Origin of the sequence: Actinoplanes sp. NPDC024001, from assembly GCF_040638955.1 — a bacterium.
GTDB lineage: Bacteria > Actinomycetota > Actinomycetes > Mycobacteriales > Micromonosporaceae > Actinoplanes.
Genome location: NZ_JBEZZB010000066.1, coordinates 15,087 through 41,635, shown reverse-complemented (window position 1 = coordinate 41,635; position 26,549 = coordinate 15,087). Strand labels below are relative to the sequence as shown.

23 protein-coding genes are annotated in these 26,549 nt (G+C 69.8%); 8 read left to right on the top strand and 15 right to left on the bottom strand.

All coding sequences use genetic code 11. The annotated features are described in order from the left end of the window. Positions 1 to 14: 14 nt before the first annotated feature. Together purH and purN are read right to left on the bottom strand one after the other, a co-directional pair. Positions 15 to 1,577 carry a bifunctional phosphoribosylaminoimidazolecarboxamide formyltransferase/IMP cyclohydrolase gene (gene purH / locus AB0F81_RS25150; RefSeq protein WP_360200995.1) on the bottom strand — a complete coding sequence of 521 codons (1,563 nt, stop codon included), beginning with the start codon at positions 1,575 to 1,577 and terminating at the stop codon, positions 15 to 17. Then, complete coding sequence (gene purN / locus AB0F81_RS25145) at positions 1,574 to 2,191, bottom strand: phosphoribosylglycinamide formyltransferase (protein ID WP_360200993.1); 618 nt, start codon at positions 2,189 to 2,191, stop codon at positions 1,574 to 1,576. The genes purH and purN overlap by 4 nt, the downstream gene beginning before the upstream one ends. Before the next feature lie 145 nt (positions 2,192 to 2,336). On the opposite strand from purN, the gene AB0F81_RS25140 reads away from it, so the two are divergent. Continuing rightward, a complete protein-coding gene (locus tag AB0F81_RS25140; protein ID WP_360200992.1) occupies positions 2,337 to 2,684 on the top strand; it encodes a DUF4190 domain-containing protein in 348 nt (115 codons plus the stop codon). A 98-nt stretch (positions 2,685 to 2,782) separates the two neighbouring features. On the opposite strand, the gene AB0F81_RS25135 is transcribed toward AB0F81_RS25140, so the two are convergent. The 4 genes from AB0F81_RS25135 to AB0F81_RS25120 form a co-directional block, all read right to left on the bottom strand. Continuing rightward, on the bottom strand, positions 2,783 to 4,207 hold the full coding sequence (locus tag AB0F81_RS25135) for a DUF6350 family protein (RefSeq protein ID WP_360200990.1): 1,425 nt from the start codon (positions 4,205 to 4,207) through the stop codon (positions 2,783 to 2,785). Between the two features lie 112 nt (positions 4,208 to 4,319). Beyond that, entirely contained in the window at positions 4,320 to 5,201 is an 882-nt protein-coding gene (gene sucD, locus AB0F81_RS25130) for a succinate--CoA ligase subunit alpha (RefSeq protein WP_360200988.1), read from the bottom strand. 4 nt (positions 5,202 to 5,205) lie between these two features. Further along, positions 5,206 to 6,384, bottom strand: a complete 1,179-nt coding sequence (sucC, locus tag AB0F81_RS25125) for an ADP-forming succinate--CoA ligase subunit beta (protein ID WP_360200987.1) — start codon at positions 6,382 to 6,384, stop codon at positions 5,206 to 5,208. 604 nt (positions 6,385 to 6,988) lie between these two features. Continuing rightward, positions 6,989 to 7,393, bottom strand: a complete 405-nt coding sequence (locus AB0F81_RS25120; RefSeq protein ID WP_360200985.1) for a cobalamin B12-binding domain-containing protein — start codon at positions 7,391 to 7,393, stop codon at positions 6,989 to 6,991. 403 nt (positions 7,394 to 7,796) lie between these two features. Here AB0F81_RS25120 and AB0F81_RS25115 point away from each other — a divergent pair, with 403 nt between their 5' ends. Together AB0F81_RS25115 and AB0F81_RS25110 are read left to right on the top strand one after the other, a co-directional pair. After that, positions 7,797 to 8,549, top strand: coding sequence for a M23 family metallopeptidase (locus AB0F81_RS25115; protein WP_360200983.1), 753 nt, complete (start codon positions 7,797 to 7,799; stop codon positions 8,547 to 8,549). 137 nt (positions 8,550 to 8,686) lie between these two features. Beyond that, positions 8,687 to 9,484, top strand: coding sequence for a M23 family metallopeptidase (locus tag AB0F81_RS25110; protein ID WP_360200982.1), 798 nt, complete (start codon positions 8,687 to 8,689; stop codon positions 9,482 to 9,484). On the opposite strand, the gene pcrA is transcribed toward AB0F81_RS25110, so the two are convergent. After that, positions 9,485 to 11,926: a DNA helicase PcrA gene (pcrA, locus tag AB0F81_RS25105; protein WP_360200980.1), complete on the bottom strand. Its 2,442-nt coding sequence runs from the start codon at positions 11,924 to 11,926 to the stop codon at positions 9,485 to 9,487. Between the two features lie 132 nt (positions 11,927 to 12,058). On the opposite strand from pcrA, the gene AB0F81_RS25100 reads away from it, so the two are divergent. Together AB0F81_RS25100 and AB0F81_RS25095 are read left to right on the top strand one after the other, a co-directional pair. Beyond that, the gene (locus tag AB0F81_RS25100; RefSeq protein WP_360200978.1) at positions 12,059 to 13,900 is read left to right on the top strand and encodes a bifunctional metallophosphatase/5'-nucleotidase; all 1,842 of its coding nucleotides are present in this window, start codon (positions 12,059 to 12,061) and stop codon (positions 13,898 to 13,900) included. A gap of 242 nt (positions 13,901 to 14,142) precedes the next feature. Next, positions 14,143 to 14,433, top strand: a complete 291-nt coding sequence (locus tag AB0F81_RS25095; RefSeq protein ID WP_360200976.1) for a chorismate mutase — start codon at positions 14,143 to 14,145, stop codon at positions 14,431 to 14,433. A 71-nt stretch (positions 14,434 to 14,504) separates the two neighbouring features. Here the strand turns inward: AB0F81_RS25095 and AB0F81_RS25090 are convergent, their stop codons facing one another. From AB0F81_RS25090 to AB0F81_RS25055, 8 genes are all read right to left on the bottom strand, one after another. Further along, positions 14,505 to 14,915 (bottom strand): hypothetical protein, encoded by a 411-nt coding sequence (locus AB0F81_RS25090; protein WP_360200974.1) that lies wholly within the window; start codon positions 14,913 to 14,915, stop codon positions 14,505 to 14,507. Positions 14,916 to 15,172: 257 nt separating this feature from the next. Next, entirely contained in the window at positions 15,173 to 16,180 is a 1,008-nt protein-coding gene (locus AB0F81_RS25085; protein ID WP_360200972.1) for a dipeptide ABC transporter ATP-binding protein, read from the bottom strand. Then, positions 16,173 to 17,183, bottom strand: coding sequence for an ABC transporter ATP-binding protein (locus AB0F81_RS25080; protein WP_360200970.1), 1,011 nt, complete (start codon positions 17,181 to 17,183; stop codon positions 16,173 to 16,175). The genes AB0F81_RS25085 and AB0F81_RS25080 overlap by 8 nt, the downstream gene beginning before the upstream one ends. Positions 17,184 to 17,299: 116 nt before the next feature. Then, the gene (locus tag AB0F81_RS25075) at positions 17,300 to 18,241 is read right to left on the bottom strand and encodes an ABC transporter permease (protein ID WP_360200968.1); all 942 of its coding nucleotides are present in this window, start codon (positions 18,239 to 18,241) and stop codon (positions 17,300 to 17,302) included. Continuing rightward, complete coding sequence (locus AB0F81_RS25070; protein WP_360200966.1) at positions 18,234 to 19,160, bottom strand: ABC transporter permease; 927 nt, start codon at positions 19,158 to 19,160, stop codon at positions 18,234 to 18,236. Before AB0F81_RS25070 ends, AB0F81_RS25075 begins: the two co-directional genes overlap by 8 nt. A 130-nt stretch (positions 19,161 to 19,290) precedes the next feature. Beyond that, positions 19,291 to 20,928: an ABC transporter substrate-binding protein gene (locus tag AB0F81_RS25065; protein ID WP_360200965.1), complete on the bottom strand. Its 1,638-nt coding sequence runs from the start codon at positions 20,926 to 20,928 to the stop codon at positions 19,291 to 19,293. 242 nt (positions 20,929 to 21,170) lie between these two features. Further along, on the bottom strand, positions 21,171 to 21,839 hold the full coding sequence (locus AB0F81_RS25060; protein ID WP_360200964.1) for a response regulator transcription factor: 669 nt from the start codon (positions 21,837 to 21,839) through the stop codon (positions 21,171 to 21,173). Then, on the bottom strand, positions 21,836 to 23,098 hold the full coding sequence (locus tag AB0F81_RS25055) for a PspC domain-containing protein (protein ID WP_360200962.1): 1,263 nt from the start codon (positions 23,096 to 23,098) through the stop codon (positions 21,836 to 21,838). The genes AB0F81_RS25060 and AB0F81_RS25055 overlap by 4 nt, the downstream gene beginning before the upstream one ends. A gap of 132 nt (positions 23,099 to 23,230) precedes the next feature. Here AB0F81_RS25055 and AB0F81_RS25050 point away from each other — a divergent pair, with 132 nt between their 5' ends. The 3 genes from AB0F81_RS25050 (at position 23,231) to AB0F81_RS25040 (ending at position 26,320) form a co-directional block, all read left to right on the top strand. After that, positions 23,231 to 24,667, top strand: coding sequence for a PspC domain-containing protein (locus tag AB0F81_RS25050; protein ID WP_360200960.1), 1,437 nt, complete (start codon positions 23,231 to 23,233; stop codon positions 24,665 to 24,667). Continuing rightward, entirely contained in the window at positions 24,664 to 25,011 is a 348-nt protein-coding gene (locus AB0F81_RS25045) for a hypothetical protein (protein WP_360200959.1), read from the top strand. Before AB0F81_RS25050 ends, AB0F81_RS25045 begins: the two co-directional genes overlap by 4 nt. A gap of 61 nt (positions 25,012 to 25,072) precedes the next feature. Beyond that, complete coding sequence (locus AB0F81_RS25040) at positions 25,073 to 26,320, top strand: phosphatidylserine decarboxylase (protein WP_360200957.1); 1,248 nt, start codon at positions 25,073 to 25,075, stop codon at positions 26,318 to 26,320. Positions 26,321 to 26,549: the final 229 nt, after the last annotated feature.

Genomic DNA, 26,549 nt, shown 5'->3' with positions numbered 1-26,549 from the left:
GCAAACCCGAGCGATCAGTGATAGAAGTGCCGCGTACCAGTCAGATAGACCGTCAGGCCAGCCTTCTCCGCCGCCTCGATCACCAGGTTGTCCCGGATCGACCCGCCCGGCTGCACCACCGCCTTGACCCCAGCCCGGATCAGCACCTCAAGCCCATCCGGGAACGGGAAGAACGCATCCGAAGCCGCCACACTCCCCGCGGCCCGTTCCGCCCCCGCCCGCTCGACCGCCAGCCGCGCCGAGTCGACCCGGTTGACCTGCCCCATGCCCACGCCGACGGTCGCGCCGTCGCGCGCCAGCAGGATCGCGTTGCTCTTCACGCTGCGAATGGCCCGCCACGCGAACGCCAGGTCCGCGAGCACCTCCGCCGACGCCGCCGAGCCGCACGCCAGTTCCCACCCCGCCGGGTCGTCGCCGGGGGCGTCGATCCGGTCCGCCATCTGCACCAGAACACCACCGCCCACCTGCTTGATCTCCGCGGGCGGCGGGTTCCAGGCCGGCGCCACGAGCACGCGCAGGTTCTTCTTCTCCCGGAACAGTTCGAGCGCTTCCGGAGCGAACCCGGGCGCCACGATCACCTCGGTGAAGATCTCCGAGAGCTGCCGGGCGAGTTCCACCGTGACCTCACGGTTCACCGCGACGACCCCGCCGAACGCCGACACCGGGTCGCACTCGTGCGCCTTCCGGTGCGCTTCAGCCACGTCCGCGCCGACCGCGATCCCGCACGGGTTGGCGTGCTTGATGATCGCCACGCAGGGCTGGTCGAAGTCGTTCGCGCTCCGCCAGGCCGCGTCCGCGTCCACGTAGTTGTTGTAGGACATCTCCTTGCCGTGCAACTGCTCAGCCTGCGCGAGCCCGACGGGCATGTTCGCGTCGACGTAGAGCGCCGCCTGCTGGTGCGGGTTCTCCCCGTAGCGCAGCACCGACGACCGCTTCAGCGCGATCCCGGCGAACTCCGGCCATTCCGACGGCGCGAGCACGGTGGCACACCAGTTGGCGACGGCCACGTCGTACTCCGCGATGTCGGCGAAGGCGCGAGCAGCGAGCAGCTTGCGCTGCGTCAGCGTGAAGCCGCCGGCGGAGAGGGCCTCCAGGACCAGGGGGTACGCCGCAACCGCCGTGACCACCGCGACAGACGCGTGGTTCTTGGCCGCCGCCCGCACCATGGCCGGCCCACCAATGTCGATCTTGGCGATGCACTCCTCCTCGTCCGCGCCCGAGGAGACCGTCTCTGTGAACGGGTAGAGGTTGCTGACCAGCAGGTCGAACGGCTCGATACCGTGTTCGGCGAGCTCGGCGACGTGGCTCTCCAGCCGCATGTCGGCGAGCAGCCCGCCGTGCACCCGCGGGTGCAGGGTCTTGACCCGGTCGCTGAGGATTTCCGGGAAGCCGGTGAGCGACTCGACCCGGGTCACCGGCACGCCGGCCTTCTCCACGGTCGACGCGGTCGAACCGGTCGAGACGATCTCCACACCGGCGGCGTGCAGCGCTTGGGCGAGCTCGACGATGCCGTCCTTGTACCAGACGCTCAGCAGCGCCCGCTTGATCGGACGACGCCCCTCGTCAATGACGCTCACGGAATCCGTACCTTTCTGTCCTCGATGGTCCAGCCCTCTCGGACCAGGCGGCCGACGTACTCGACCAGCTGGGCCCGCTCGGCCACCTTGATCCGCTCGGTGAGCGTCTCCTCCGTGTCGCCGTCGAGCACGGGCACGGCGACCTGGGCGATGATCGGGCCGGTGTCGACTCCGGCGTCGACGAAGAACAGCGTCGCGCCGGCGATCTTGACGCCGTACGCGAGCGCGTCACGCGGCCCGTGAATGCCGGGGAAGGCCGGCAGAAGCGCGTTGTGTGTGTTGATGTACCGGTCGCCGAAGGCGTCCAGGAACTGCTTGCCGACCAGTTTGAGGAAACCGGCCGAGATGACCAGGTCCGGCGCGTGTTCGGCGACGTGGGCGGTCAGCGCCGCGTCCCAGTCGTCGCGGGTCGGGTACGCCTTCACCGAGTCCACGAACGTGGGAATGCCGGCTTCGGTGGCCCGGTCCAGCCCGGCGATGCCGTCCCGGTCGGCGCCGACGGCGACCACCTGTGCGCCGTACGCCGGATCCGCGGTTGCGTTGAGGAGAGCTTGCAGGTTGCTGCCCGAACCGGAGATGAGGACGACCAGGCGGGCGGGCGCGGGGTCAATCACCTGTGCACCCTATCGTCGCAGGGTGGGACCGCTGACAACGGGGCATTCCGGGACACCGCAAATCGGCTGACATCCATTACGCTGCGCCAGCAGACTGAAAGTTGTCATTGATCGCCGTTCCGCGGCGAACTCGGAGGAGAGAAACGTGGCATATCCGCCTCCTGCATACGGACCGCCGCCCGGCCAGCAGCCCTACGGTGGCCAACCGCAGAACGGCCTGGGCCTGACCAGCATGATCCTGGGCATCGTGTCGATCCCGACCGCCTGCTGCCCCTACATCGGTGGGGTCCTCGGCATCATCGGTCTGGTCTTCGGCTTCCTGGGCAAGAAGAAGGTCGACTCCGGTCTCGCCAACAACCGCGGCATCGCCATCGCGGGCATCGTCACCAGCGCGGTCGGCATCGCGATCGCGATCCTGTTCATCATCCTGTCGGTGGCCCTGCAGGACTTCGACGTCCAGCGCTGGGTCGAGGAGCAGCAGCAGAACGCTTGATCTCCGTTTCCGGTGGTCCGGTGCCGAGCACCGGACCACCGGATCACGGATTCCGGCACGCAGAGGGCCGGCTCGAAGAAGCCGTCCCGAAACCCGGATCACCGGTTCCGGCCGGCTCCGAACAACCGGGCCGAGGCGGCGCCGATGGCGACCGCGACCCCGGCGACGATGGCGCCCACCAGGCACACCTGCAGCGGGTCGGGCCCGATCCGCGACAGCCGGCCGTCGCCCAGCGCGCCACCGGAGAGCCAGCAGAGCACCGCCAGCACCACCCCCGCGGACGGTCCGGCGATCAGACTGGATCCGACCAGCAGCAGCCACGCCGGTTCCTCGGCGACCGCGCCGCTGCGGCGACCGGGCCGCCGGGTTCCGCTGCGCCCGTGCCGCAACCGCTGGGTGAGCAGCCAGCCCGCGGCGGCGCCGGCGAGCACCGGCAGCGCCAGCAGCGCGGTCCCGGCCGCGCCCATCGGCCCGTCCGGCAGGCCGGCGAGCAGCGGCAACGTCGGCAGCGGGCCGACGGTGACCTCGGTCAGGCTGATCGCCGAGTCGGTGCCGAGCGCGAACCCCGGCCCGAGCAGGTAGGCCGCGGCCCAGATCGTGGCGTTCACCGCGTAGCCCATGCTGATCAGCGTGATCCCGGCCTGCCCGGCCACCCCGGTGCGATAGGCGGCGATCATCTCGGCCGCCTGCCCGCCGCCGAGCGCCAGCGAGAGCCCGCCGGCGACCGCGCCCGCGGCCAGAATCAGGAAGGCCGCCACCAGCCCGGCCCGCAGCCCGTGCCGCAGCACGGGCGGGACACGCCGGGCGAGCACGGAGAGAGCGTCGGTGCCGCGCAGCGAGCCGATCAGCGCCCCGGCGATGCCGAGGGCGAGAAAGTGCCACGCGGCCCGGTCGGTGGAGACCTCGGTTCCGCGACCGTCGACCAGGTGCGCACTCAGGGCGCCGAGCATCGCGTACGTCAACCCGACCGTGACCGCCACCAGCAGTGCCCTGCCGGTGGAACCCGTTCGCCGGGCGCCCACCGCACGGGTGACGTGCAGTCCCGCCCGGTTGAGCCGCCACACCACGAGCAGGGTGAGCAGCAGCGGCGCGATGGCGAGCGGACCGATCGAGGTGCCGATCGGCACACCGTGCCCCAGCATCCAGGCCGCCAGCCCGGCGTGTGCGGCCCCGCCGATGCCACCGGATCCCTCCAGCGTGCGGGCCAGCCCGATCACCGCGGCGACCGGGAGGTAGGTCAGCAGCGCCGCCCACACGGTCGCGAAGGCCGCCGCCACGAGCAGCGGCGCGCCGCGACCGGTCTGCTCGGCCGGCCGGCGCGGTGCGGGCAGCCGCACCGTGTCGCGGCGCCCGAGCGCCTCGTCGTCGATGACGACGGTGTCGCGCCGGTCGTCCTGCGGATCCGCGCCGTCGTCGTCGCGCTCGATCTCCAGCGGCTCGGTGTCGCGCACCACAGACTGGAGCGCCTCGGCGACCGCGAACGGGTCCTCCGAGCCGTCTGGCCGGTCGGTTGTGCTGGGCATCGCCGCCTACTTTTTCACGCCGGGGCGCTCACGGCGATGCAGAAACAGCGGCGCGCCGCCGATCGGGCCCGGGAAGGCCCGTCCGACGGCGCGCAGAAAACGCTGTGGAGATTCAGCTCATGACCTCACGCATGAGCCGGGCGGTCTCACTCGGCGTCTTGCCGACCTTGACGCCGGCGGCCTCCAGGGCCTCCTTCTTGGCGTCGGCCGTGCCCGCCGAGCCGGAGATGATGGCGCCGGCGTGGCCCATCGTCTTCCCGGGCGGGGCGGTGAAGCCGGCGATGTAGCCGACGACCGGCTTGGTGACGTTGGCCTTGATGAACTCGGCCGCCCGCTCCTCGGCGTCGCCACCGATCTCACCGATCATGACGATCGCGTCGGTCTCCGGGTCCTCCTGGAACGCCTTGAGCGCGTCGATGTGGGTGGTCCCGATGACCGGGTCACCGCCGATGCCCACGCAGGTGGAGAAACCGAAGTCGCGCAGCTCGTACATCAGCTGGTAGGTCAGCGTGCCGCTCTTGCTGACCAGGCCGATGCGGCCCTGCGGGGTGATGTCGGCCGGGATGATGCCGGCGTTCGACGCGCCCGGCGAGGCGATGCCCGGGCAGTTCGGGCCGATGATCCGGGTCTTCTCACCCTTGGCCACGTTGTACGCCCAGAACGCGGCCGAGTCCTGCACCGGCACGCCCTCGGTGATCACCACGGCGAGCCCGATCTCGGCGTCGATCGCCTCGACCACGGCGGCCTTGGTGAACGCCGGCGGCACGAAGATGACCGACACGTCGGCGCCGGTCTCCTTCATCGCCTCGGCGACGGTGGCGAAGACGGGCAGCTCGGTGCCGTCGAAGTCCACCTTGGTGCCGGCCTTGCGCGGGTTCACGCCGCCGACCACCTGGGTGCCCGCGGCGAGCATCCGCTTGGTGTGCTTGGAGCCCTCCGAGCCGGTGATGCCCTGGACGATGACCTTGGAGTCCTTGGTGAGCCAGATAGCCATTAGTTCACTTCCCCGCAGCCGCGAGCTCGGCGGCGCGCTCGGCCGCTCCGTCCATCGTGTCCACCCGCTGGACCAGCGGGTTGTTCGCTCCGTCGAGGATGGCACGGCCGGCCTCGGCGTTGTTGCCGTCGAGACGTACGACGAGGGGCTTGGTCACCTGCTCGCCGCGCTCCGCCAGCAGCGCGAGGGCCTGGATGATGCCGTTGGCCACCGCGTCGCAGGCGGTGATGCCGCCGAAGACGTTGACGAACACGGACTTCACGGCCGGGTCGCCGAGGACGATCTCCAGGCCGTTCGCCATCACCTGGGCGCTGGCGCCACCGCCGATGTCGAGGAAGTTGGCCGGCTTCACGCCGCCGTGCTTCTCACCCGCGTACGCCACCACGTCCAGCGTCGACATGACCAAGCCGGCGCCGTTGCCGATGATGCCGACCTCGCCGTCGAGCTTGACGTAGTTGAGGTTCTTCGCCTTGGCGGCCTGCTCCAGCGGGTCGACCGCGGACTTGTCCTCGAGCCCCTCGTGGTCGGGGTGCCGGAAGCCGGCGTTCTCGTCCAGGGTGACCTTGGCGTCCAGCGCCAGCACCCGGCCGTCGCCGACCTTGGCGAGCGGGTTGACCTCGACCAGCGTGGCGTCCTCGGCGACGAACGCCTGCCACAGCTTCACCGCGATGTCGACGACCTGGTCGGCGACGTCGGCCGGGAACTTGGCGGCGGTGACGATCTCCCGCGCCTTGGCCTCGTCCACGCCCTTGCTCGCGTCGATCGCGATCTTGGCGACCCGGTCCGGGTCCTCCTCGGCGACCGTCTCGATCTCCATACCACCGGCGACGCTGGCGATGCAGAGGAACGTGCGGTTGGCCCGGTCCAGCAGGTAGGAGAAGTAGTACTCCTCCTTGATGTCGGCCGTCTCGGCCAGCATCACCTTGCCGACCGTGTGGCCCTTGATGTCCATGCCCAGAATGTCGGTGGCGCGAGCCTCCGCCTCGTCCGGACCGTCGGCCAGCTTGACGCCGCCCGCCTTACCGCGGCCACCGACCTTCACCTGCGCCTTGACGACGACCTTGCCGCCCAGCCGCTCGGCGATCGCCCGGGCCTCCTGCGGGGTCTCGGCGACGCCGCCGCCCAGCACGGGCAGGCCGTGCCGTTCGAACAGGTCGCGCCCCTGATACTCGAACAGGTCCACGTGTCTCCTTTCGCTCGCGACGCCAAGCGCCGGCAAGCCGCACCATTGCGTCCCGACCTGTGTGCGCGGCGCGTCGCAGCAGCAGCGCCGCCAGCGTGAGGATCGTCCGGCCCTCCGCACGTCGCGAATAGGCCGTCACCCGCAGACTAGCGACCGTTTCGACCTCGGTGACCGCGCGGGTGCACGGTGTGCAAGACCACACACCAAAGTGGTGAAAACGCAGGTCCGAGGCAGTTGTGACGACTGTGCACGGTGTGCGCACAGAGGCGACGCGCAACGACTGCCGTCCACATCCTTCTCCCCGTCACGACAGTGCCCGAACCCTCGGCGGGCCGGGCGGGTTTCGCAGATCGCGCCCGTCCGCCGGCCCGTCGCGCCGGCTCGGCGGAAAAGAGTCATGCCGCCGCGCGTAACCCGCCTGAGAGGGGGTCGTTGAGTGTGGTGTCGGAGCGCTACGGCGCACCGCAAGGAAGCGGCCGATGCCCTGTCGGTCGAGGGGTGGCGGCGGGGCATCGCGCATAGAGAGGCCGGACGTGTGAGGGGTGCGTCCGGCCTCTCCCCTTGCGGATCGACCAACCCGCGGCGATGTGTCCCGCGGCGTGAATCAGGCCACCGGCGCTCCGACATTGGCGCGTACCCATTCGACGATGGACGCGGTGGTCGCACCCGGAGTGAATATCTCGGCTACGCCCAGTGATTTCAATTCCGCGATGTCGTCGTCCGGAATGATGCCGCCGCCGAATACCACGATGTCGTCCGCGTCACGTTCCGCCAACAACTCGTGCACTCTCCGAAAGAGCGTCATGTGCGCCCCGGAGAGGACCGAGAGGCCGATCGCGCCGGCGTCCTCCTGGATGGCGGTCTCCACGATCTGCTCGGGCGTCTGGTGCAACCCGGTGTAGATGACTTCCATACCGGCGTCGCGCAACGCCCGCGCCACCACCTTGGCACCGCGGTCGTGCCCGTCCAGCCCGGGCTTGGCGACGACGACCCTGATCCGTGCTTGCATGCTGACCCCTTCGGGCTCTCCGACTGCGGTGCCGGGCACCTCTCACGCGGTCACCTGAACGAACGGTAACCCGCGAGGCCGGGCCGGGGTAGCACCAGGCGGGAGACGCCGGACCGGATGAACAGTTCTCTCGGTCACATTACTTTCCGTTTTATGGGTGATCACGCTGGGTCGCCATATCAGCCTTCGGAAAAGGTCACCAATTCGGACAATCGCTGATCAATGCTGACCAGGAACTGTCACGAAATTGGCGCTGCGACTTGTGACCCAGCGGCCGTTTCGTTACCGTGGCCCACGGCTGTCGCACAGGTTCCCCCACAGCGACGGCCCGGCCAACCACCGTTTACCGCTTGTTAGCGGGAGCTGGCGGTGCCGCCGCAATGCCATCGACGGAGGGTTGTTCGTGCGCCAGCGCTTGTCGTCTGAGCCCGATCGCTATCGCGGCCGCCGCCGCGTTCCCACCCCTCCGCGCAGCCGTTACGCAGTCGTCGTCACCTCGGCCTTCGTCGGTGCCGGTGTCGTCGCTCTCGGCGCAGCCTCCAACCTGCCGGACGCCAAGGCCGTCAGCCCGGACGTTCTGAAGAGCCTCGAGACCTCGCAGGTCGCCGCCGACGCTCTGGACCAGCGCGAGCAGGAGGGCACCCGCGCCTCCCGTGGCAACGACCGCGCCGCCGGCGCCGAGGTCGACGCCGAGACCGCCGCCAAGGACATCTACGTCCTGCCGCTCGACGACTACCAGTTCACCTCGCCCTACGGTGTGCGGTTCGGCAAACTGCACGCCGGCATCGACCTGGCCGCGCCGGAGGGCACGCCCTACAAGGCGGTCCACGGCGGCAAGGTCACCAGCGCCGGTTACAACGGCGGCTACGGCTACTCGATCACGGTCCAGCAGGACGACGGGGTCGAGATCATCTACGCCCACTCCCGGCGCCTGCTGGTCGAGAAGGGCGACGTCGTCAAGGCCGGTCAGGTGATCGGCGAGGTCGGCAACACCGGGTACTCCTACGGGACTCACCTGCACCTCGAGATCCACGAGAACGGCACACCGGTCGACCCGATCGTTTTCCTTCAGGCCCCCGGCCGCGGTGTCGACATCAAGCTGCAGATCGAGTCGGTGTATGCCGGGATGGCCGCCGCCGAGGCCGCCGCTTCTTGATCTTGCCCGATCAGCGCCGGGCGAAACCGTCCCGGTTGCATGTTGGTAGAACCGCACCGCGCTAGGTCAGTCACCCACGCCCACCCGCCGACAGGTACGTGACAGCAAAACGTCACGGAAGCCGGGGGTCGCGTCGCGTGGGGCAGCATTCATCGTCAGGCCGGGTCGGCCGGCACCGTCAGGAGCTGCTGCACCGTCACCGCGCCCCCGCCTTCCCCGCGCTCTTCGCGACCCGTAGCCGCTCGGCCCTCTCGGTCACCGCGCTGAGCGCCACCCTGGCCGCCGGCATCGGCGCCGCGAGCGTCTCCGCGACCGCCGCGCCGCTCGGCGGCGGCAGCGGCGAGAGCGGGCCCGGCGGGCACATCACCGCCGCGCACCCCACGGCCGCGCTGCCGATCGTCGCGCCGGTCGGCGACGAGGCCCCCGGCAAGCAGTTCCCCGAGGGTACGGGCGCCGAGCACGACACCGCCCCGTCAGCGGCCACCGTCCAGCGCAAGGAGCGCCCGCTCCCGGTCGCCGAGTGGGTGCACCCGCTCTCCGCCGCCGACGTCACGTCCTGTTTCGGGCCGCGCTGGGGCCGCCTGCACGCCGGCGTGGACCTCGCCGCACCGCACGGCGCGCCGATCGTCGCCGCCGGAGCGGGTGTGGTGGTCGCCGCCGGCCCCAACGGCGGTTACGGCAACGCGATCCTGATCGACCACGGCAACGGCTACCTCACCCATTACGGGCACCTCTCCGCGATCCACGTCGCGGCCGGCCGCACCGTCAAAGCCGGCGAGCTGATCGGCGACGAGGGCTCGACCGGGCACTCGACCGGGCCGCACCTGCACTTCGAGGTGCACCGGGGCCACTTCCAGAACCCGCTCGAGCCGACCGCGTGGATGCGCGAGCAGGGCGTCGAGATCCCCGGCTGCTCGGCCGCGCCGGAGCAGTAGTCAGATCTTCTCGATCGGCGCGTGCCGCAGCACCAGCCACATCACCTGGTCGCCGAAGTCGATCTGGGCCCGGGTGCCCGGACCGTGGCCCTCCACGGCGAGCACCCGGCCCAGTCCGTACCTCTGGTGGTTGACCCGGTCTCCGGGGTCGACCTTGGGTGCCTGCTTCAGCTCGCTCGCGGTAGCGAGCTTGCTGCCGTCGATGCCCAGGCGCTCGGCGATGCGCTGCGCTTTCGGCGTGCCGCCGGAGAAGCCCCCGCCGCGCTGGCGGTCGCCACCGCCGCGGCCGCCCACGCCACCGCCGGTCCCGGACCACGACGTGTACGACCCGCCGGTGCGCTCCCAGCGCACCAGCTCGGCCGGCAGCTCGTCGGTGAACCGTGACGGCGGGTTGTACTGCGGCTGGCCCCACGCCGAGCGGGTGACCGCGCGGGAGAGATAGAGCCGCTGCCGGGCGCGGGTGATCCCCACATAGGCCAGGCGGCGCTCCTCCTCCAGCTCGGTGTTGTCGCCGAGCGCCCGCATGTGCGGGAAGACCCCGTCCTCCAGGCCGGTCAGGAAGACCACCGGGAACTCCAGGCCTTTCGCGGTGTGCAGGGTCATCAGCGTGACCACACCCTGGTGGTCGGGGTCGTCGCTGGGGATCTGGTCGGCGTCCGCCACCAGGGCCACCTGCTCCAGGAAACCGGCCAGCGTGGCGGCCGTTTCCCCGCCAACCGCCCCGCCCGCCGCCCCTGACCGGACTGAGGACTCGTCTTGATCGGCCTGGGCCTCGACCCGCTCGGTGTACTCGCGGGCGACGCTCACCAGCTCCTGCAGGTTCTCCACCCGGCCCTGGTCCTGCGGGTCGAGGCTCTCCTCCAGCTCGCTGAGCAGGCCGGAGCGCTGCAGCACCGCCTCCAGCACCTCTTCCGGTGGCGCGGTACGCGCCATCTCCCGCAGGTCGTCGAGGAGCTGCACGAAGTCACCGATGCTGTTGACCGCCCGGGTGGAGATGCCCGGCGCGTCCTTGGCGTGCCGCAGGGCTTGGCCGAACGAGATCCGGTCGCGGCTCGACAGCGCCTCGACGCAGGCCTCGGCCCGGTCGCCGATGCCCCGTTTCGGCGTGTTGAGCACGCGGCGGATGCTCACCGTGTCGTCGTCGTTCACGATCGACCGCAGGTAGGCCAGGGCGTCACGGACCTCCTTGCGCTCGTAGAAGCGCACCCCGCCGACCACCTTGTAGGGCAGGCCGACGCGGATGAACACCTCCTCGAACACCCGGGACTGCGCGTTGGTGCGGTAGAACACCGCCACGTCGCCGGGCCGCACCTCGTGGTTGTCGCAGAGCCGGTCGATCTCGCGGGCCACCCAGTCGGCCTCGGCGTGCTCGGTGTCGGCCACGTAACCGACGATCTGCTCACCGGCGCCCTGGTCGCTCCAGAGCCGCTTGGGCTTGCGCGAGGTGTTGCGGTCGATCACCGCGTTCGCCGCGGTGAGGATGGTCTGGGTGGACCGGTAGTTCTGCTCCAGCAGGATGGTCCGCGCGTCCGGGTAGTCGCGCTCGAACTCCAGGATGTTGCGGATGGTCGCGCCCCGGAACGCGTAGATCGACTGGTCGGCGTCACCGACCACGCAGAGCTCGCCCGGGTCCTCGGTGCCGATCAGCTCCCGGATCAGCATGTACTGAGCGTGGTTGGTGTCCTGGTACTCGTCGACCAGGACGTGCCGGAAACGCTTGCGGTAGACCTCCGCCACCTGCGGGTGCGACTGGAAGAGGTGCACCGTGGCCATGATGATGTCGTCGAAGTCGAGCGCGTGCGCCTCGCGCAGCCGGCGCTGATACAACTCGTACGCCTCGGCGACGGCCCGCTCGTTCGGCCCCTTGGCGCTCTGCTTGAACTCCTCCGGCCCGACCAGCTCGTTCTTCAGGTTCGACACCTGGGCGGCGAGACCCCGTGCGGTGTACCGCTTCGGGTCGAGGTCGAGCTCGCGGGCGACCAGCTGCATCAGCCGGCGTGAGTCGTCCGCGTCGTAGATGGAGAAGGTGCTCTTCAGCCCGGCGTGCTCGTGCTCGGCCCGCAGGATCCGCACGCACGCGGAGTGGAAGGTCGACACCCACATCAGCCGGGCCCGCGGACCGACCAGGTGGGCGACCCGCTCCTTCATCTCGCCGGCGGCCTTGTTGGTGAAGGTGATCGCGATGATCTGGCCGGGATGCACGTCCCGCTCGGCCAGCAGATAGGCGATCCGATGCGTCAGCACCCGGGTCTTGCCGGAACCGGCGCCGGCCACGATCAGCAGCGGTGCCCCGGAGTGGGTCACCGCGTCCCGCTGAGGGCCGTTCAGCCCGACGAGCAGGGACTCGGGGTCCAACCGCCGGGGCGCCGGCCGGGGTGCCTCCGGAGCCCGCACCGCAGGCAGGGAGAACAGGGCTTCGGAAGGTTCTGAGGTAGGTCGCATCGCGGGAGCCAGTGTATGCCGACCCCCCGACAGAAATTCCGCAGCGATGTCACCTCGAAGTGGTAGCGCTCGATGAACTGATCCATGAGGCTGTGCAGGTCGGCTGAAAACACTCCGATCGGGGAATCGATGATGCCTCTCTACCAGCGCCGGGGACGGGCCGTGCTTACCGCCGCCCTCCTGGCCGCCGCCGGCGCCGTGGCGGCGATCCCGACCGCGCAGACCGCCGCGGCCGCGCCGCCGCCGGAGTTCGCCCCGGTGTCGGCCGCCTACGACGTGCCGAAGGGCTCGACCGTCAAGGGTCAGTTCCTCAGCTACAACGACTTCCACGGGGCGATCGACCCACCGACCGGCAGCGGCGCGGTGGTCAACGCGGGCGGGACGAGCACCCCGGCCGGCGGGGTGGAATACCTGGCGACGTACCTGAAGAAGCTGCGCGCCGAGGCGAAGGCCGAGGGCCGGCAGACGATCACCGCCGGGGCCGGCGACCTGATCGGCGGCACGCCGCTGGTCAGCGCGGCCTTCCATGACGAGCCGACGATCGAGTTGATGAACGAGATCGGGCTGCAGGTCAGCTCGGTCGGCAACCACGAGTTCGACGAGGGCGTGGCCGAGCTGATCCGCATCCAGCGCGGCGGCTGCCACCCGGTCGACGGCTGCCAGGACGGCGACGGCTACCAGGGCGCCCGGTTCACCTATCTCGCGGCGAACACCATCGACAAGAAGACCGGCCTGCCGATCCTGCCGCCGATCGACATCAAGTACGTCAGCGGCGTCCCGGTCGGCTTCATCGGCATGACGCTGGAGGGCACCCCCAGCATCGTCAACCCGGCCGGCATCGCGAACGTCCGCTTCACCGACGAGGTCGAGACCGCCAACAAGTGGAGCAACCTACTCAGCCTCTTCGGGGTCAAGGCGCAGGTGCTGCTGCTGCACGAGGGCGGCTCGCAGGGCTCGGCCACCCCGACGCCCGGCGTGTCGGACTGCACCAACTTCACCGGCCCGGTGGTGCCGATCGTGGCCGGCCTCAACCCGGCGATCAGCATCGTGATCTCCGGCCACACGCACCGCTTCTACTCGTGCAAGCTGCCGAACAGCAAGGGCGCCGACACGATCGTCACCAGCGCCGGCAGCAACGGCCAGCTGATCACCGACATCGACTACACGCTCGATCGGCGGACCGGTAAGTTCTCGGCGATCACCGCGAAGAACGTCATCGTGGAGAACGGCGTGCCGGACGGCAACGGCGGCTGGCTGCGCGACGCCGGAGGCGCCTATGTGCGCAACCCCGACACCGTCGACGCGGCGGCGAAGGCGGTGGCGGACAAGTACCGTGCCGCCGTCGCCCCGATCGCCAACGAGATCGTCGGCAGCATCAGCGCCGACATCCTGCGCGCGCCCAACGCGGCCGGGGAGAGCCCGCTCGGCGACGTGATCGCCGACGCGCAGCTCGCCTACACCCGCGGCGCCGGCGCACAGATCGCCCTGATGAACCCGGGCGGCATCCGCGCCGACCTGGACGCCGACCAGTCCTCCGGTGGGGAGGCCTTCGGCCAGGTCACGTACGGCGAGGCGTTCACCGTCCAGCCGTTCAACAACCTGGTGGTGACCCAGAGCTTCACCGGGGCGCAGCTGAAGAACGTGCTGGAGCAGCAGTTCGTCGGCTTCGCCGGGCAGACCACCCAGCGCATCCTGCAGGTGTCGGCGGGCCTGACCTACACCTGGTCCGCGTCGGCGGCGCCCGGCTCGAAGGTCAGCAACCTGGCGCTGAACGGCACCCCGATCGACCCGGCTGCCGGCTATCTGGTCACCACCAACGACTTCCTGGCCAACGGGGGCGACGGCTTCAGCAACCTGACCGTGGGCACCGGGCGGGTCACCGCTCCGGGCTTCGACGTGGACGCGCTGGTCGCGTACCTCGCCACCGGCCCGATCGCGCCCGGTCCGGCCAACCGCATCTCGACCGCACCGTAAGAGACCAGCAGAAACCTTGTCCCAACACTCGGGCGGTTTCCTTGCGGGACCGTCCGGGGCAGGGGCATACTCGGCAACGTGATCCCGCAGGCGCGATTTTTTTACTACGGCACCCGAGGCTCGGCTGCCGTAGGTCGCTCCTGAACGACAGACCTACATCAAGCCCCGGGCCTCCCCGCCCGGGGCTTGATGCTGCCCGGGCCGGGTCGTCGACCGGGGCGCCAGCACCCGAGGAGCAGGACATGACCGCCGACGTGATGGACCAGGCAACCGGCGCGGGCCAGGAGCCGGCCGCCGAGAGAATCCGCGAGATGCGCGAGCGGATCAACGAGATCGATCAGGCCATCATCGACCTCTGGCTGGAGCGTGCCAGCCTGTCCCAGGAGGTCGGCAAGACTCGCATGGCCAGCGGCGGCACGCGGCTGGTGCTGGCCCGGGAGCGGGAGATCGTCGAGCGCTTCCGGACCGCGCTGGGCCCGGACGGCACGCAGGTCGCCCTGCTGCTGCTGCGCTCCGGCCGCGGTCCGCTCTGACCGGCTGAGAAGTCCCCGGAAACGCCGCTGCCGGGCCCGAAACGGGCCCGGCCAGGCGGTTGCTCGTTTGATCAGCGGTGGCCGCGGAAGCCGTCGTGGCCGTGCCCGCGGAAACCGTCCCGGTCGTGGCCGCGGAAGCCGTCGCGGAAGTCGTGGCGGTCGTGCCCGCGGAAGTGGCGGAACCGGTCACGCTCGACCTTGAGGACGACCATCCCCCGGCGGAAGCCGAAGCGCACCGGGTCGCAGTCGTAGCTGTCCCACTTGCCGGCCCAGTCGCCGATCCGGCCGGCCTGGTGGCAGGCCCGGTAGGACCGGAAGAAGCCGGCGATCCGCTCGCGCCCGAAGTCCTGCTGCACCTGGCTCTTCCGCGGCTTCTCCGCCGCCGTCGCGCCGCTGTCCGTCGCGAGCGCCGGCGCCCCGATCGACGCTCCGGCCAGCAGGCCCAGGCCGGCCATGGTCAGTGTCCGCATCACCTTGTTCATCGTCTTTCCCCTTCGTCGGTGGTTGTTCCCTCCGTGGTTAAGACGATGACAGATCGGACAAATAACTCTAAGTTCTCGAAGACGTACTTTCGGTCAGATCCGGGTGATCTAGTGGCCGAATCAGGCGCCGAATGATCCAATTCCCGCCCCTCGGCGACACCGGCTCGATCCGCCTCCTCGTTGGGCAGGATGCGGCACCTCCTGCCCACACGAAAAGGCCGGGAGATCAACGATCTCCCGGCCTTCTTCGCGGTACGTCAGTGCCCGTGCACCACGTCGCGGATCTCGGCGAAGTGACACGCGCTCGGGTGCGGCGAACGCTCCCGGGTCTGCAGCATCGGGTCCTTCTCCGCGCACACGCTCTGCGCCTTCCAGCACCGGGTCCGGAACCGGCACCCCGACGGCGGGTTGGCCGGCGACGGCACATCGCCCTCCAGGACGATCTGGTCCCGGTGACCGCGCAGGCGCGGGTCCGGAACCGGCACGGCTGACAGGAGCGCCTGCGTGTACGGGTGCGTCGGCTGGTCGTAGATCTCCGTGTCGTAGCCCTGCTCGACGATCCGGCCGAGGTACATCACGGCGACCCGGTCGGAGATGTGCCTGACCACCGACAGGTCGTGCGCGATGAAGATGTACGACAGCCCGAACTCGTCCTGCAGCCGCTCCAGCAGGTTGATGACCTGCGCCTGGATCGACACGTCGAGCGCGGAGACCGGCTCGTCGCAGACGATGATCTCGGGCTTGAGCGCCAGCGCCCGGGCGATGCCGATGCGCTGACGCTGACCGCCGGAGAACTGGTGCGGGTAGCGGTTGATGTGGTCCGGGTTCAGACCGACCGTGTCGAGCAGGTCCTGCACGGCACGCTCACGGCCCTTGCGCGGGACGACCTCCGGGTGGATCTCGAACGGCTCGCCGATGATGTCGCCGACCGTCATCCGGGGGTTGAGCGAGGTGTACGGGTCCTGCAGCACCATCTGGATGTTGCGGCGGGCCCGGCGCAGTTCGTTGCCCTTGAGCCGGACCATGTCCTGGCCCCGGACCATGATCGAGCCCGAGGTGGGCTTCTCCAGACCGACCAGCAGCTTCGCCAGCGTCGACTTGCCGCAGCCGGACTCGCCGACGACGCCGAGCGTCTCACCGCGGCGCAGCTGGAGGTCGACCCCGTCGACCGCCTGGACCGCGCCGACCTTGGTCTTGAAGACGATGCCCTGGGTGATCGGGAAGTGCTTGACGAGACCCTTGGTCTCCAGGACGACGTCACTCACCGAGGACCTCCCGGAAGAAGTGGCAACGGGCGGTACGGTGCGGCGCCACGGCGTACGCCGGCGGCGCGGGATCCTGGCGGCACGGGTCCTTCGCGTAACGGCACCGGGGGTTGAAGGCGCAGCCCTTCGGGATGTCGGTCAGCGCCGGCGGCAGACCGCGGATGACGTTGAGCTGCTGACCCTTCATGTCCAGCCGCGGGATCGACTCGAGCAGCGCCCGCGTGTACGGGTGCGCCGGCCGCGAGTAGATGTCGTAGACGGCGGCCTCCTCGACGACCTTGCCCGCGTACATCACGGAGATCCGGTCGGCGACGTCCGCGACCACGCCCATGTCGTGCGTGATCAGGATGAGGCCCATGTTCCGCTGCTGCTGGAGCTCCGCGAGCAGGCCCATGATCTGCGCCTGCACGGTGACGTCGAGCGCCGTGGTGGGCTCGTCGGCGATCAGCACCTCCGGGTCCAGCGCGAGCGCCATGGCGATCATGACGCGCTGACGCATACCACCGGAGAACTGGTGCGGGTAGTCGCTGACCCGGGCCTTGGCGGCCGGGATCTTGACCTGGTCGAGCAGCTCGATCGCCCGCTTCTTCGCGTCGCCGCGGGACATGCCGCGGTGGATCCGGAACACCTCGGCCAGCTGGAAGCCGACCGTGTAGACCGGGTTCAGCGCGGAGAGCGCGTCCTGGAAGATCATCGCGATCCGGTTGGCCCGCACCCTACGGCGCTGTTCCTCCGGAAGCTTCAGCAGGTCGACGCCGCGGTAGCGGACCTCGCCCTTGGTGATGAATCCGGGCGGGCTGTCCAGGATGCCCATGATCGCCTGAGCGGTCACCGACTTGCCGCAGCCCGACTCGCCCAGGATGGCGAGGGTCTCGCCGGGGGATAGCCAGAAGTTCGCACCGTTGACGGCCTTGGCCACGCCGTACTGGGTGCGGAACTCGACGTGCAGGTCGTTGACCTCGAGCAGAGGTGCGCGCGGGTCGACGCCGGGTATGACGTCCATTTGCGCCTTGATATCAGTCACAGTGTCTCCTCGGGCATGCCCTCCTGGCCCTCGCCCGCGAGGTCGAAGGGGCAGCTGCGGCTTGGTGCCGCTCGGTGCAGTCGGTCATGCCGCTGTCACCGCAACTTCGGGTCGAAGGCGTCGCGGATGGCGTCGCCCAGCATGATGAAGGCCAGCACCGTGAGGCCGAGGAAGGTCGCCGGCCAGACCAGCGGGGCGGCCGCCACACGGGCGGTGCCGGTGGCCTCGGAGATCGCGATGCCCCAGCTGATGGCGTCGCCCTTGAGCCCGACACCGAGGAACGACAGGGTCGCCTCGACGCCGATGTTGACGCCCAGCAGGATGGTCAGCACGACGATGAAGGCCGCGATCGAGTTGGGCAGGATGTGCCGCAGCATCAACCGGCCGGGTCCGGCGCCGAGCATGCGTCCCGCGGCGACGTAGTCCTGGTTCTTCGCCGAGATCACCGCGGAGCGCATGACGCGAGCTCCGGTGGTCCAGGTCAGCAGGCCGAGCGTCAGGATCACGGCGATGAGGCCGTCGTCGTTCGGGTCCGAGGAGAGCCGCGAGGAGAGCACGATGCCGGCGAGCAGGAACGGGATGGCCAGCATGATGTCGATGAAGCGGGACAGCACCGCGTCGACCGCGCCGCCGAAGAAGCCCGAGGACAGGCCGACGACGATGCCGATCACGCCGGCGATCGCGGTCGACACGATGCCGACGATGATCGAGTTCCGCGCGCCGTAGACGGTCCGGGCGTAGACGTCACAGCCCTGGAAGTCGTAGCCGAAGATCGCGCCGCCGGTCGGCCCGCCGAACTTCCGGCTGAGGGCGCAGTCACGCGGATCCGCCGAGGTGAACAGCGACGGCCAGGCGGCCATCAGGAGAACCACCACCACCAGGACGATCGCGACCCAGAAGATCTTGCTCTTGCGCAGATCGTTCCAGGCGTCACCGGCCAGGCTGCGGGGCTTGTCCTGCTTGCCGCGGCGGGGCCGCGGCTGCGTCGACATCTGATCGGGCGCCTCGGCGGCGGTCACCGAGTTCAAGTCACTCATAGCGGATCCTGGGGTCGAGAGCGGCGTACAGAAGGTCGACGAGCAGGTTCGCGACCAAGAAGACGATCACGAGGGCGCTCACGAAGCCGACCACCAGCGGACCGTCCTCGGTCCGGATGCCACGCGCGAGGTTGAAGCCCACGCCGGGAATGTTGAAGACGCCTTCGGTCACGATGGCGCCGGCCATCAGGTTGCCGAGGTCGACACCGATCAGCGTGATCACCGGGATCAGCGAGTTACGCAGCACGTGCACCGAGATGACCCGCTTGAAGGCCAAACCCTTGGCCTTGGCGGTCCGCACGTAGTCGGCACGCAGGTTCTCCGCGACCGAGGTCCGGGTGACCCGCAACTGCGTCGCGAAGACCGAGCTCGCCAGCACGAGTGCCGGCAGCAGCAACGCCCAGAGGCTCGGGTCGGCGCCCGAGGTCGGGGGGAACCAGCCGAGCTGGATGCCGAAGAGCAGCTGCGCCAGCGGCGCGATCACGACGATCGGCATGGACAGCAGGATCAGAGTGAAGATCAGCGTGACGTTGTCGAAGGCACCGCCGCGCCGGATGGCGGAAATGACACCGGCCAGGATCGCGATGACAGCCGCGATCACGGCCGCGAGGATCGCCAGCCGGAAGGTGACCGGCCAGGCCGCTTCCAGCATGTCGCCGATCTGCCGGCCGGTGAGCGACTGACCGAAATCGCCAGTCAGCAGGCCTTTCATGTAATGCCAGTACTGGGCGATAAAGGGCTCGTCCAGGTGGTAACGCTCGGTCAGCGCCTGCCGCTGACTCTCAGTGATGGGCCGTTCGCCCGCCAACGCCTGGAGGGGGTCGTCCTGGTTGGCGAACATCAGCGCGAAGACTACGAAGGTGGCACCGAAGAAGGTGAGCACCATCTGCAGTAAGCGCCGCACGATGTAGCGGAACATTCGGGTTTAGCCTCTTCCGCGGAAGAGCGCCGGCCTCGTGAGCACGGCGACGAGGAGAGTGGGATGAAACAGAGCGGTGGCGCCACGGTCGCACAATCTCCGTGACGCCACCACCGTCCGACCGGTTAGATCAACCGACTACTTCGATCTTGTAGAGGTTGACCTTCTGGAACAGGTCCACCTCGACGTTGTTGACCTTCTCCGAGTAGCCGAAGACGTTCTGGCCGTTACGCAGCGGGATGACCGGCATGTCCTTGACAAGGATGTCCTCGGCCTCCTGCCACTTCTTGATGGCCTCCTCCGGCGTCGCGGCCGCGGAACCGGCGGCAACCAGGTTGTCGAAGGCGGGGTTGCTGTACCCGTAGTAGTTGGAGCCACCGGTCGTGCTGAACAGCGGACCGAGGTAGTTCTCCATCAGCGGGTAGTCCATCAGCCAGCCGAGGCGGATGAGGCCGACCGGCTCCTTCTTCTCGACCTTGGTCAGCAGGTCGGCGAACTTCGGCTCGCCCTGGCCGGTGCAGTTGACGCCCAGCGAAGCCTTGATCTGGTTGCACGTGGCGTCGACCCAGGCCTTGTGGCCACCGTCGACGTTGTACGTGATCTTGATCTCGGACGGGCCCTTGGCCGCGTCGTACATCTTCTTGGCTTCGGTCGGGTTGTACTCACACGCAGCGCCACAGGTGTTCGGGCGGTAGCCCGCGACAACCGGGGACACGAACGAGGTCGCCGGGGTCTGCGAACCCAGGAAGACCTGGTCGGTGATCTCCTGGCGGTTGATCGCCATCGAGATCGCCTTACGGACGTTCACGTCCGCGAACTCCTTCTGGAACGTCGGGAAACCGACGAACTGGAACGAGGAGTTCGGGCTCTTCTTGAAGCGGTCACCCAGGTCGGCGGAGGCCTTCGCCAGGCTCTCGATCGGGATCTGGGTCATCACGTCGACGTTGCCCGCCACGAGGTCCGCGTACTCGGCGGTGTCCTCCTGGTAGATCTTCCAGGTGATGCCGTCGATCTTCGGGACCTGGCCCTTGAAGTCGGCGACCTTCTCCACGACGATCTGCGAGTCGTGCTCCCACTTGCCCTTCATCTTGAAGGGGCCGTTGCCGATCGGAGCGTCCTCGAAGCCCTCGGCGACGACGCCGTCAGCCGAGAAAGCGGCCTTGGGCAGCGGGTAGAACACGGTGTAGCCGAGGACCGACTTGAAGCCGGCGAACGGCTGCGAGAGCTTGATCGTGAAGGTCGTCTCGTCGACGACGGTCAACCCGCTCAGCTTCTTGGCCTTGGGCTCGGGCGCCTTCTGCGGGCCCTCCTCGCCGTCCGGGTCCTTCGACTGAAGGTCGGCGTAGCCGTCGATCTTCTCGAAGAAGTAGGAACCGCCATGGCCGTTCGGGCCGTAGGCACCGAGGTTCCAGGCGTCGACGTAGTTCTGCGCGGTGACCGGCTCACCGTTGTGGAAGGTGAAGCCCGGCTTCAGCTTCACGGTCCAGGTGGTGTTGGTCTTGTCCGGCGTGATCGACTCCGCGGCGACCTCAACCGGCTGGTTCTGCGCGTCGAAGTCGACCAGCGGGTAGTAGAGCGACGCGAGAACCTCGGCACCGTTCGACTCCGTCGTGTTCGACGGAATCAGGTGCTGGGGCTCGCCGATACCGATCGAGACAATATTCGACGCGGCGGACGAGTCATCGGACCCGCCGCCGCCGCAACCGGCGGCCAACAAGGCGATGGCGGTCGCACCGACCGCCATCTTCCATGGGCTTTTCCCAGGCATGGGAGTGCCTCCTTCAGGGGCGCTCACGAGGGGTTGTGTGAGTAGCTGCCACTGTGACACAGGGGCACGGAAACCAATGAGCGCCGTTATCAAGCCGATATTAGCCGTTTACGTCCCGGCGCCGACGCAAAGATCGTTCTTTCGGCAGATCTGACCGTCCTGACCTGCACGTACGTCGGCTCGTGTCCGTTCGGCCACGAAACGCAGCCGTACAGACTGATGCGAAACTCGCTTGACGGACCCTAGACCAGGCGTCGGTCAGCCGCCCATCGTGACAGCTCGTAGCGGTTGCTCATCTGTAGTTTGCGCAGCACGTTCGAGACATGCGTCTCGACGGTCTTGATGGAGATGAACAGCTCTTTCGCGATCTCCTTGTACGCGTACCCCCGGGCCAGCAGCCGCAGCACCTCGCGCTCGCGGTTGGTGAGCTGGTCCAGCTCGGGGTCGGCGACCGGCACGTCCGGGCGGGAGGCGAACGCGTCCAGCACGAAGCCGGCCAGGCGCGGGCTGAACACCGCGTCGCCGTCGGCCACCCGCCGCACCGCAGCGGCCAGCTCGTCCGGCGAGATCGTCTTGGTGACGTAACCCCGGGCACCGGCCCGGATCAGGCCGATCACGTCCTCCGCCGCGTCCGACACGGAGAGCGCGAGGAAGCGGACCTGCGGATGGGAGCGCCGCACCGACTCCAGCACGGCACGGCCGCCACCGTCCGGCATGTGCACGTCGAGCAGGACCACGTCCGGCTGGACGGCCGCGATGCGATTGATCGCCTCGGCGACCGTGCTGGCCTCCCCCACCACCTCGACGTGCTGGCCCAGCTCGGCCCGCACCCCGGCGCGGAACATCGCGTGGTCGTCGACGAGGAAGACGGTCAGCCGGTGGTTCTCCGGCTGCGCCACGGGCTCGGTCATCGTGCCTGCTCCTTACCGGCGGTCACGCTCTCCCGGGAGACGGGAAGCATGAGACGCACCTCTGTACCGTCACCGGGCGCGCTGCGGATCTCGGCGCGCCCGCCATGTCGCTGCATGCGCCCGATGATCGATCCTCGTACGCCGTGGCGGGTCTCCGCCACGCCGCCGAGCTCGAAGCCCGCACCGCGGTCGCGGACGAAGACGCTGAGCTCATCCTCCTCCACCTCGGCGTAGAGCGAAACCGTCTGTACGCCGGCATGCCGCGCGGCGTTGACGAGCGCCTCCCGGGCGGCCGCGACGAGTGCCATCACCCGCTCGTCGGACTGGGTGTCGCCGACCACCACGGTCTCCACGGTGATCGCGAAGGTGTCCTCGACCTCGGCGGCGGCCTGCTCCAGGGCGGCGGCGAAGCGCTCGTTCGGCGAGCCGGTCGGCCGGTAGAGCCAGTTGCGCAGGCTGCGCTCCTGCCCGCGGGCGAGCCGCTGCACCTCTTTGATGTCGGCGGAGTTGCGCTGGATCAGCGCCAGGGTGTGCAGCACCTGATCGTGGATCATGGCGGCCAGCTCGGCCCGCTCCTGCTCCCGGATCCGGCCCTCGCGCTCGGCCCGCAGCTGCCCGAAGGTCCGCCAGACCAGCGGCGCCACCACGACACCGACGCCGAGCAGGCCGACGAACGCGAAGATCACGCCGTTGAAGACCGCGGAGAGCGACTCGGTCGGTGCGTACACCGCTATGACGCCGATGATGCCGACCGCCACCAGGATCCCGCCGCCGATGAAGCGGAAGACGAACGACCGCCGATCGTTCTCGGACACGAACGCGGCGAACCACGGCGCCGAGGCGATGTTGTTGTCGGCGCCCTGGTCACGCCGGCTGGGATCGGACTGATGCCAGATCACGCCGGCGCCGACCGCGATCACCGCGATCATCCAGCCGGCCGTGGTGGCCACCTGGTCGTCGAAGACCAGCGCCTGGAGCAGGACCACGCCGAGGCCGATCGCGGCGAACGGCATGAGCGCCCCGAAGTCGCGGCGGACCGGTTCCTCGTCGCCGCGGGCCTCCTGCGGCACGACCGCCCAGTAGGCCGCGTAGAGAAGCAGGCCGAGGGCGTTGAAACCGAGCAGGACGACCAGCGCGATGCGCACCGCCAGCACCGGCAGGCCGAGGTGGCGGGCCAGGCCGACGGCGACGCCCGCGACGATCCGGTGGTCGCGCGGCCGGTAGAGCCGGCGTGGTTGCGGCGGGGCAGCGGTAGTCACGCTTCGATCGTCACACGGGGGACAAGCCCGGGCCACGGGGAAGTACCCCGGAAACCGGGGGCCCGGATCTCAGGGTGGCCTCAGGGTCGGTTCCGGAAGCGGCTGGGGTGGTGGGACCAGCACGATCGAACCATGAACGACGAAGCTGCCGAACCCCGCGGACCTTCCACGCCGGGTGCCGGTCCCCAGGGCGAGCCGGCATCGTCCGAGAATCCGCCCGCCGGTGAGACCGCCGCGCCACCGCCGCCCGGCCCGGGCGCCGGCTTCCCGCCGAACGCCAACGTGCCCCCGTGGCTCTCCTCGGCCGGCGCCGCCTTCGCCCGCCAGCAGCTCGTCCGGCCGCGCAACGGCCGGTACGTCGCGGGTGTCTGCGGCGCGCTGGCCCGGGCCACCAACACCGATCCGGTGCTCTGGCGGGTGCTGCTCGCCGTGCTCGGCATCCTCGGCGGCACCGGGGTGCTGCTCTACCTGATCGGCTGGCTGATCATCCCGTCCGAGGGCGACACCGCCTCGCCGATCGAGTCGCTGCTCGGCAAGGGGCAGTCCGGGATGGCCCCGCTCTCCGTGGTGCTGCTCGGCGGCGCCGCGCTGCTGACCTTCGCCTTCATCGTCAACTCGGGAGCGCGGGCGAGCATGCTCGCGGCCGCCGTGATCATCGGGGCGTTCCTGCTCATCAAGCGGGGTGGGGTGCCGGCCCGGGACGCCACATTTCCCGCTCCTGCACCGCCGCCGACGGCGCCGCCGCCCCCGCCTGCCCCGCCGGCCGCTGAGGAACCGACGATGGCGTTCACCGCGCCGGCCGCACCCGCACCGCCCGCAGAACCGGTGACCGCGCCGCCGGCTCCGCCCCGCTTCGAGCCGCCGGCCGGGGGCTATCGGCCGCCGTTCGCGCCGCACGGTCCGTACGCCGGCTCCGCGAACCTGCCGCCGCAACCTCCGGCGCCGGCCAAGCCGGTCAAGGCGGCGAAGCCGCCGAAGGAGCGGTCGATCCTCGGCCGGCTGACCTTCTTCGCCGTCGTGGTTGCGATGGGCGTGCTGGCCGTGCTCGACATGGCCGGCGTGGACGTCGCGGTCTCCGCCTACTTCGCCCTGGCGCTGGCGACCACCGCGCTCGGCCTGATCGTCGGCACCTGGTTCGGCCGGGCCCGCGGGCTGATCGCGCTGGCCCTGATCATCACCTTCGGGCTGGTGGTCTCGACCGGGGTGGAACGCTTCGGCCAGGACTTCACGCCCAGCGTCTACCGCCCGGCGAACCTCGCCGAGGTGGCCGACCGCTACGACTTCACCTTCGGCAATGTCACCCTGGACCTGCGCCAGGTGGACTTCTCCGGCGCCGAGCAGGCCACCACGGTCACCATGAAGCTCGGCCAGCTGCGGGTGCTGCTGCCGCCGGAGGTGGACACCACCGCGGACGTGCAGCTCGACGGCGGGCGCACCTTGCTCTTCGGCAACGAGTTCAACGACGCCGGCAGCCAGTCGGTCAGCGACCTGGGTACAGACGGCGCCGGCGGCGGCACGCTGCTGCTGGACCTCCAGATGGAGGCCGGGAACCTGGAGGTGGCCCGATGAAGCCGCACCGCATGGACGCCGTCTCGTTCAGCTTCGGCCTGCTCTTCCTGGCGGTCGCCTTCTGGTGGGCGATCTCCCAGGTGGTCACGCTGCACCTGCCCGCGGTCGGCTGGATCGTCGCCGGTGGCCTGATCTTCTTCGGGGTGGTCGGCCTGCTCGGGGCGCTGCGTTCGGGCCGCCGCGATCTGCCCGCCCCGGTGGTCGCCGAGGCCGCCGTCGAGACGCCGGGCAACCTCCCGCCGGAGATGCACGCCTCGATCGTGCAGGAGCTGCTCGACGACCCGGGGGCCCGGTTCGCCCGGGAGCACCCGGAGGACACCAAGGAGCATCCCCGGCAGGACTGATCGTCCTGCTCTGCCCCGCCCACCGGGAGGTAACCGGTGGGCGGGGCAATATGCTCGCTGAATGACCCCGTATCCCGCCGTGTCCACCACGCCCGTACCCGGCGTGGGTGCCCGGGCCGCCCGTGCCCTGACCGCTGAGTTCGCCCGCCAGAACGCGGCCACCTCCGCGCTGCTGGTCGGCGCCGATCACGCCTCGGCCGTGGTGGCCGCCGCCGTCGAGGCCCTGCTGCCGGGTGACAGCCTCACGCTGGTCCCCGGCGAGCACAGCAGCACCGACCTGCTGCGCGGCCACATCACCGGTCTGGGCAGCTGGATCGCCGACCGGGTGAAGGTCGTCGAGTCGCTCGACGAGGCCCAGCCCGCCGACGTGGTGATCGTCGCGGAGCCGCTCACCGGCACCGCCGACGAGACCCGGGCCATGCTCGACCGCCTCGGTAAGTACCTGGCCGACGGCGCGGTCCTCTCGGTCGCCACGCCGGCCGCACCCGGCCGCACCGCCGGCGCCGCCGCGGAACTGTTCCGCCAGGGCGCCCTCTTCGGCGTCGGCTCCGACCTGATCGTGCGCAACCAGCCGCCGCTGCGGGTGCACAAGCTGCGCTTCAGCCCGGCCGAGGTGGCGACCGCCGCGACCCTCGCCCCGGCGTACCGGTCGTCCAGCGTCCCGCTGACCCGCACCATGCACATCGACTCCAACGGCGTCGCGGCCGCCGGCATCGCGCTCGGCCTGGCCGCGATCGCCCGCCGGGCGCGGCCGAAGTCGAAGCTGTGGCTGCTGCCCGCGGTGGCCGCCGCCCCGGTCGCCGCGTTCTTCCGGGACCCGGAGCGGGACGTGCCGGCCGACCCGTCGGCCGTGGTCGCCTCCGCGGACGGCAAGGTGCTGTCGGTCGAGCGGATGCACGACGAGCGCTTCGGTCCCGGTGAGTTCCTGCGGATCGCGGTCTTCCTCTCCGTCTTCGACGTGCACGTCAACCGCTCGCCGGTGGCCGGGCGGGTGGCCGACTACTTCGTCGAGGAGGGCGGCTACGCGAACGCGATGACCGCCGCCGCCGAGCACAACGTCGCGGCCTACACCGTGCTCGACACCGAGCAGGGCACCGTCGTGGTGGCCCAGCGCACCGGTCTGATCGCGCGCCGCATCGTGCAGCGCGCCCCGGTCGGGACGCTGCTCGCCAAGGGCGAGCGCTACGGCCTGATCCGCTTCGGCTCACGCACCGACGTCTACCTGCCCGCCGACAGGGCCGAGGCCACGGTCAGCGTCAGCGAGCGCGTGGTCGGCGGATCCACCGTCATCGCCCGCTGGAAGAGCTGAAAACCCTTCGGCGTACGCGTTCGGCAGGGCTCTGTGCTACCCGCGCGACCTGACTGCCCGCTTGCGGCCGATCCGCGACCGCCGGGCTGATGCGGTGGCCGAACCCGCCTGTGAAGAAGGGCCGCCTCCTAGGGGAGGCGGCCCTTCTCGAGTGTTTCGACCCGGAGCACAACGCAATGCGCCCCTCGATGACGGGAGGGCCGAGAACGGCTAGGCGAAGCCGTGGTCG

What these genes read in the sequence shown, in the direction of transcription:
- AB0F81_RS25135 (WP_360200990.1), bottom strand. Translation starts at nt 4,207, where the DNA reads ATGCCCAGCACAACCGACCGGCCAGACGGCTCGGAGGACCCGTTCGCG.
- sucD (WP_360200988.1), bottom strand. Translation starts at nt 5,201, where the DNA reads ATGGCTATCTGGCTCACCAAGGACTCCAAGGTCATCGTCCAGGGCATC.
- AB0F81_RS25120 (WP_360200985.1), bottom strand. Translation starts at nt 7,393, where the DNA reads ATGCAAGCACGGATCAGGGTCGTCGTCGCCAAGCCCGGGCTGGACGGG.
- pcrA (WP_360200980.1), bottom strand. Translation starts at nt 11,926, where the DNA reads ATGCGACCTACCTCAGAACCTTCCGAAGCCCTGTTCTCCCTGCCTGCG.
- AB0F81_RS25100 (WP_360200978.1), top strand. Translation starts at nt 12,059, where the DNA reads ATGCCTCTCTACCAGCGCCGGGGACGGGCCGTGCTTACCGCCGCCCTC.
- AB0F81_RS25095 (WP_360200976.1), top strand. Translation starts at nt 14,143, where the DNA reads ATGACCGCCGACGTGATGGACCAGGCAACCGGCGCGGGCCAGGAGCCG.
- AB0F81_RS25090 (WP_360200974.1), bottom strand. Translation starts at nt 14,915, where the DNA reads ATGAACAAGGTGATGCGGACACTGACCATGGCCGGCCTGGGCCTGCTG.
- AB0F81_RS25080 (WP_360200970.1), bottom strand. Translation starts at nt 17,183, where the DNA reads ATGGACGTCATACCCGGCGTCGACCCGCGCGCACCTCTGCTCGAGGTC.
- AB0F81_RS25075 (WP_360200968.1), bottom strand. Translation starts at nt 18,241, where the DNA reads ATGAGTGACTTGAACTCGGTGACCGCCGCCGAGGCGCCCGATCAGATG.
- AB0F81_RS25070 (WP_360200966.1), bottom strand. Translation starts at nt 19,160, where the DNA reads ATGTTCCGCTACATCGTGCGGCGCTTACTGCAGATGGTGCTCACCTTC.
- AB0F81_RS25065 (WP_360200965.1), bottom strand. Translation starts at nt 20,928, where the DNA reads ATGCCTGGGAAAAGCCCATGGAAGATGGCGGTCGGTGCGACCGCCATC.
- AB0F81_RS25060 (WP_360200964.1), bottom strand. Translation starts at nt 21,839, where the DNA reads ATGACCGAGCCCGTGGCGCAGCCGGAGAACCACCGGCTGACCGTCTTC.
- AB0F81_RS25050 (WP_360200960.1), top strand. Translation starts at nt 23,231, where the DNA reads ATGAACGACGAAGCTGCCGAACCCCGCGGACCTTCCACGCCGGGTGCC.
- AB0F81_RS25045 (WP_360200959.1), top strand. Translation starts at nt 24,664, where the DNA reads ATGAAGCCGCACCGCATGGACGCCGTCTCGTTCAGCTTCGGCCTGCTC.
- AB0F81_RS25040 (WP_360200957.1), top strand. Translation starts at nt 25,073, where the DNA reads ATGACCCCGTATCCCGCCGTGTCCACCACGCCCGTACCCGGCGTGGGT.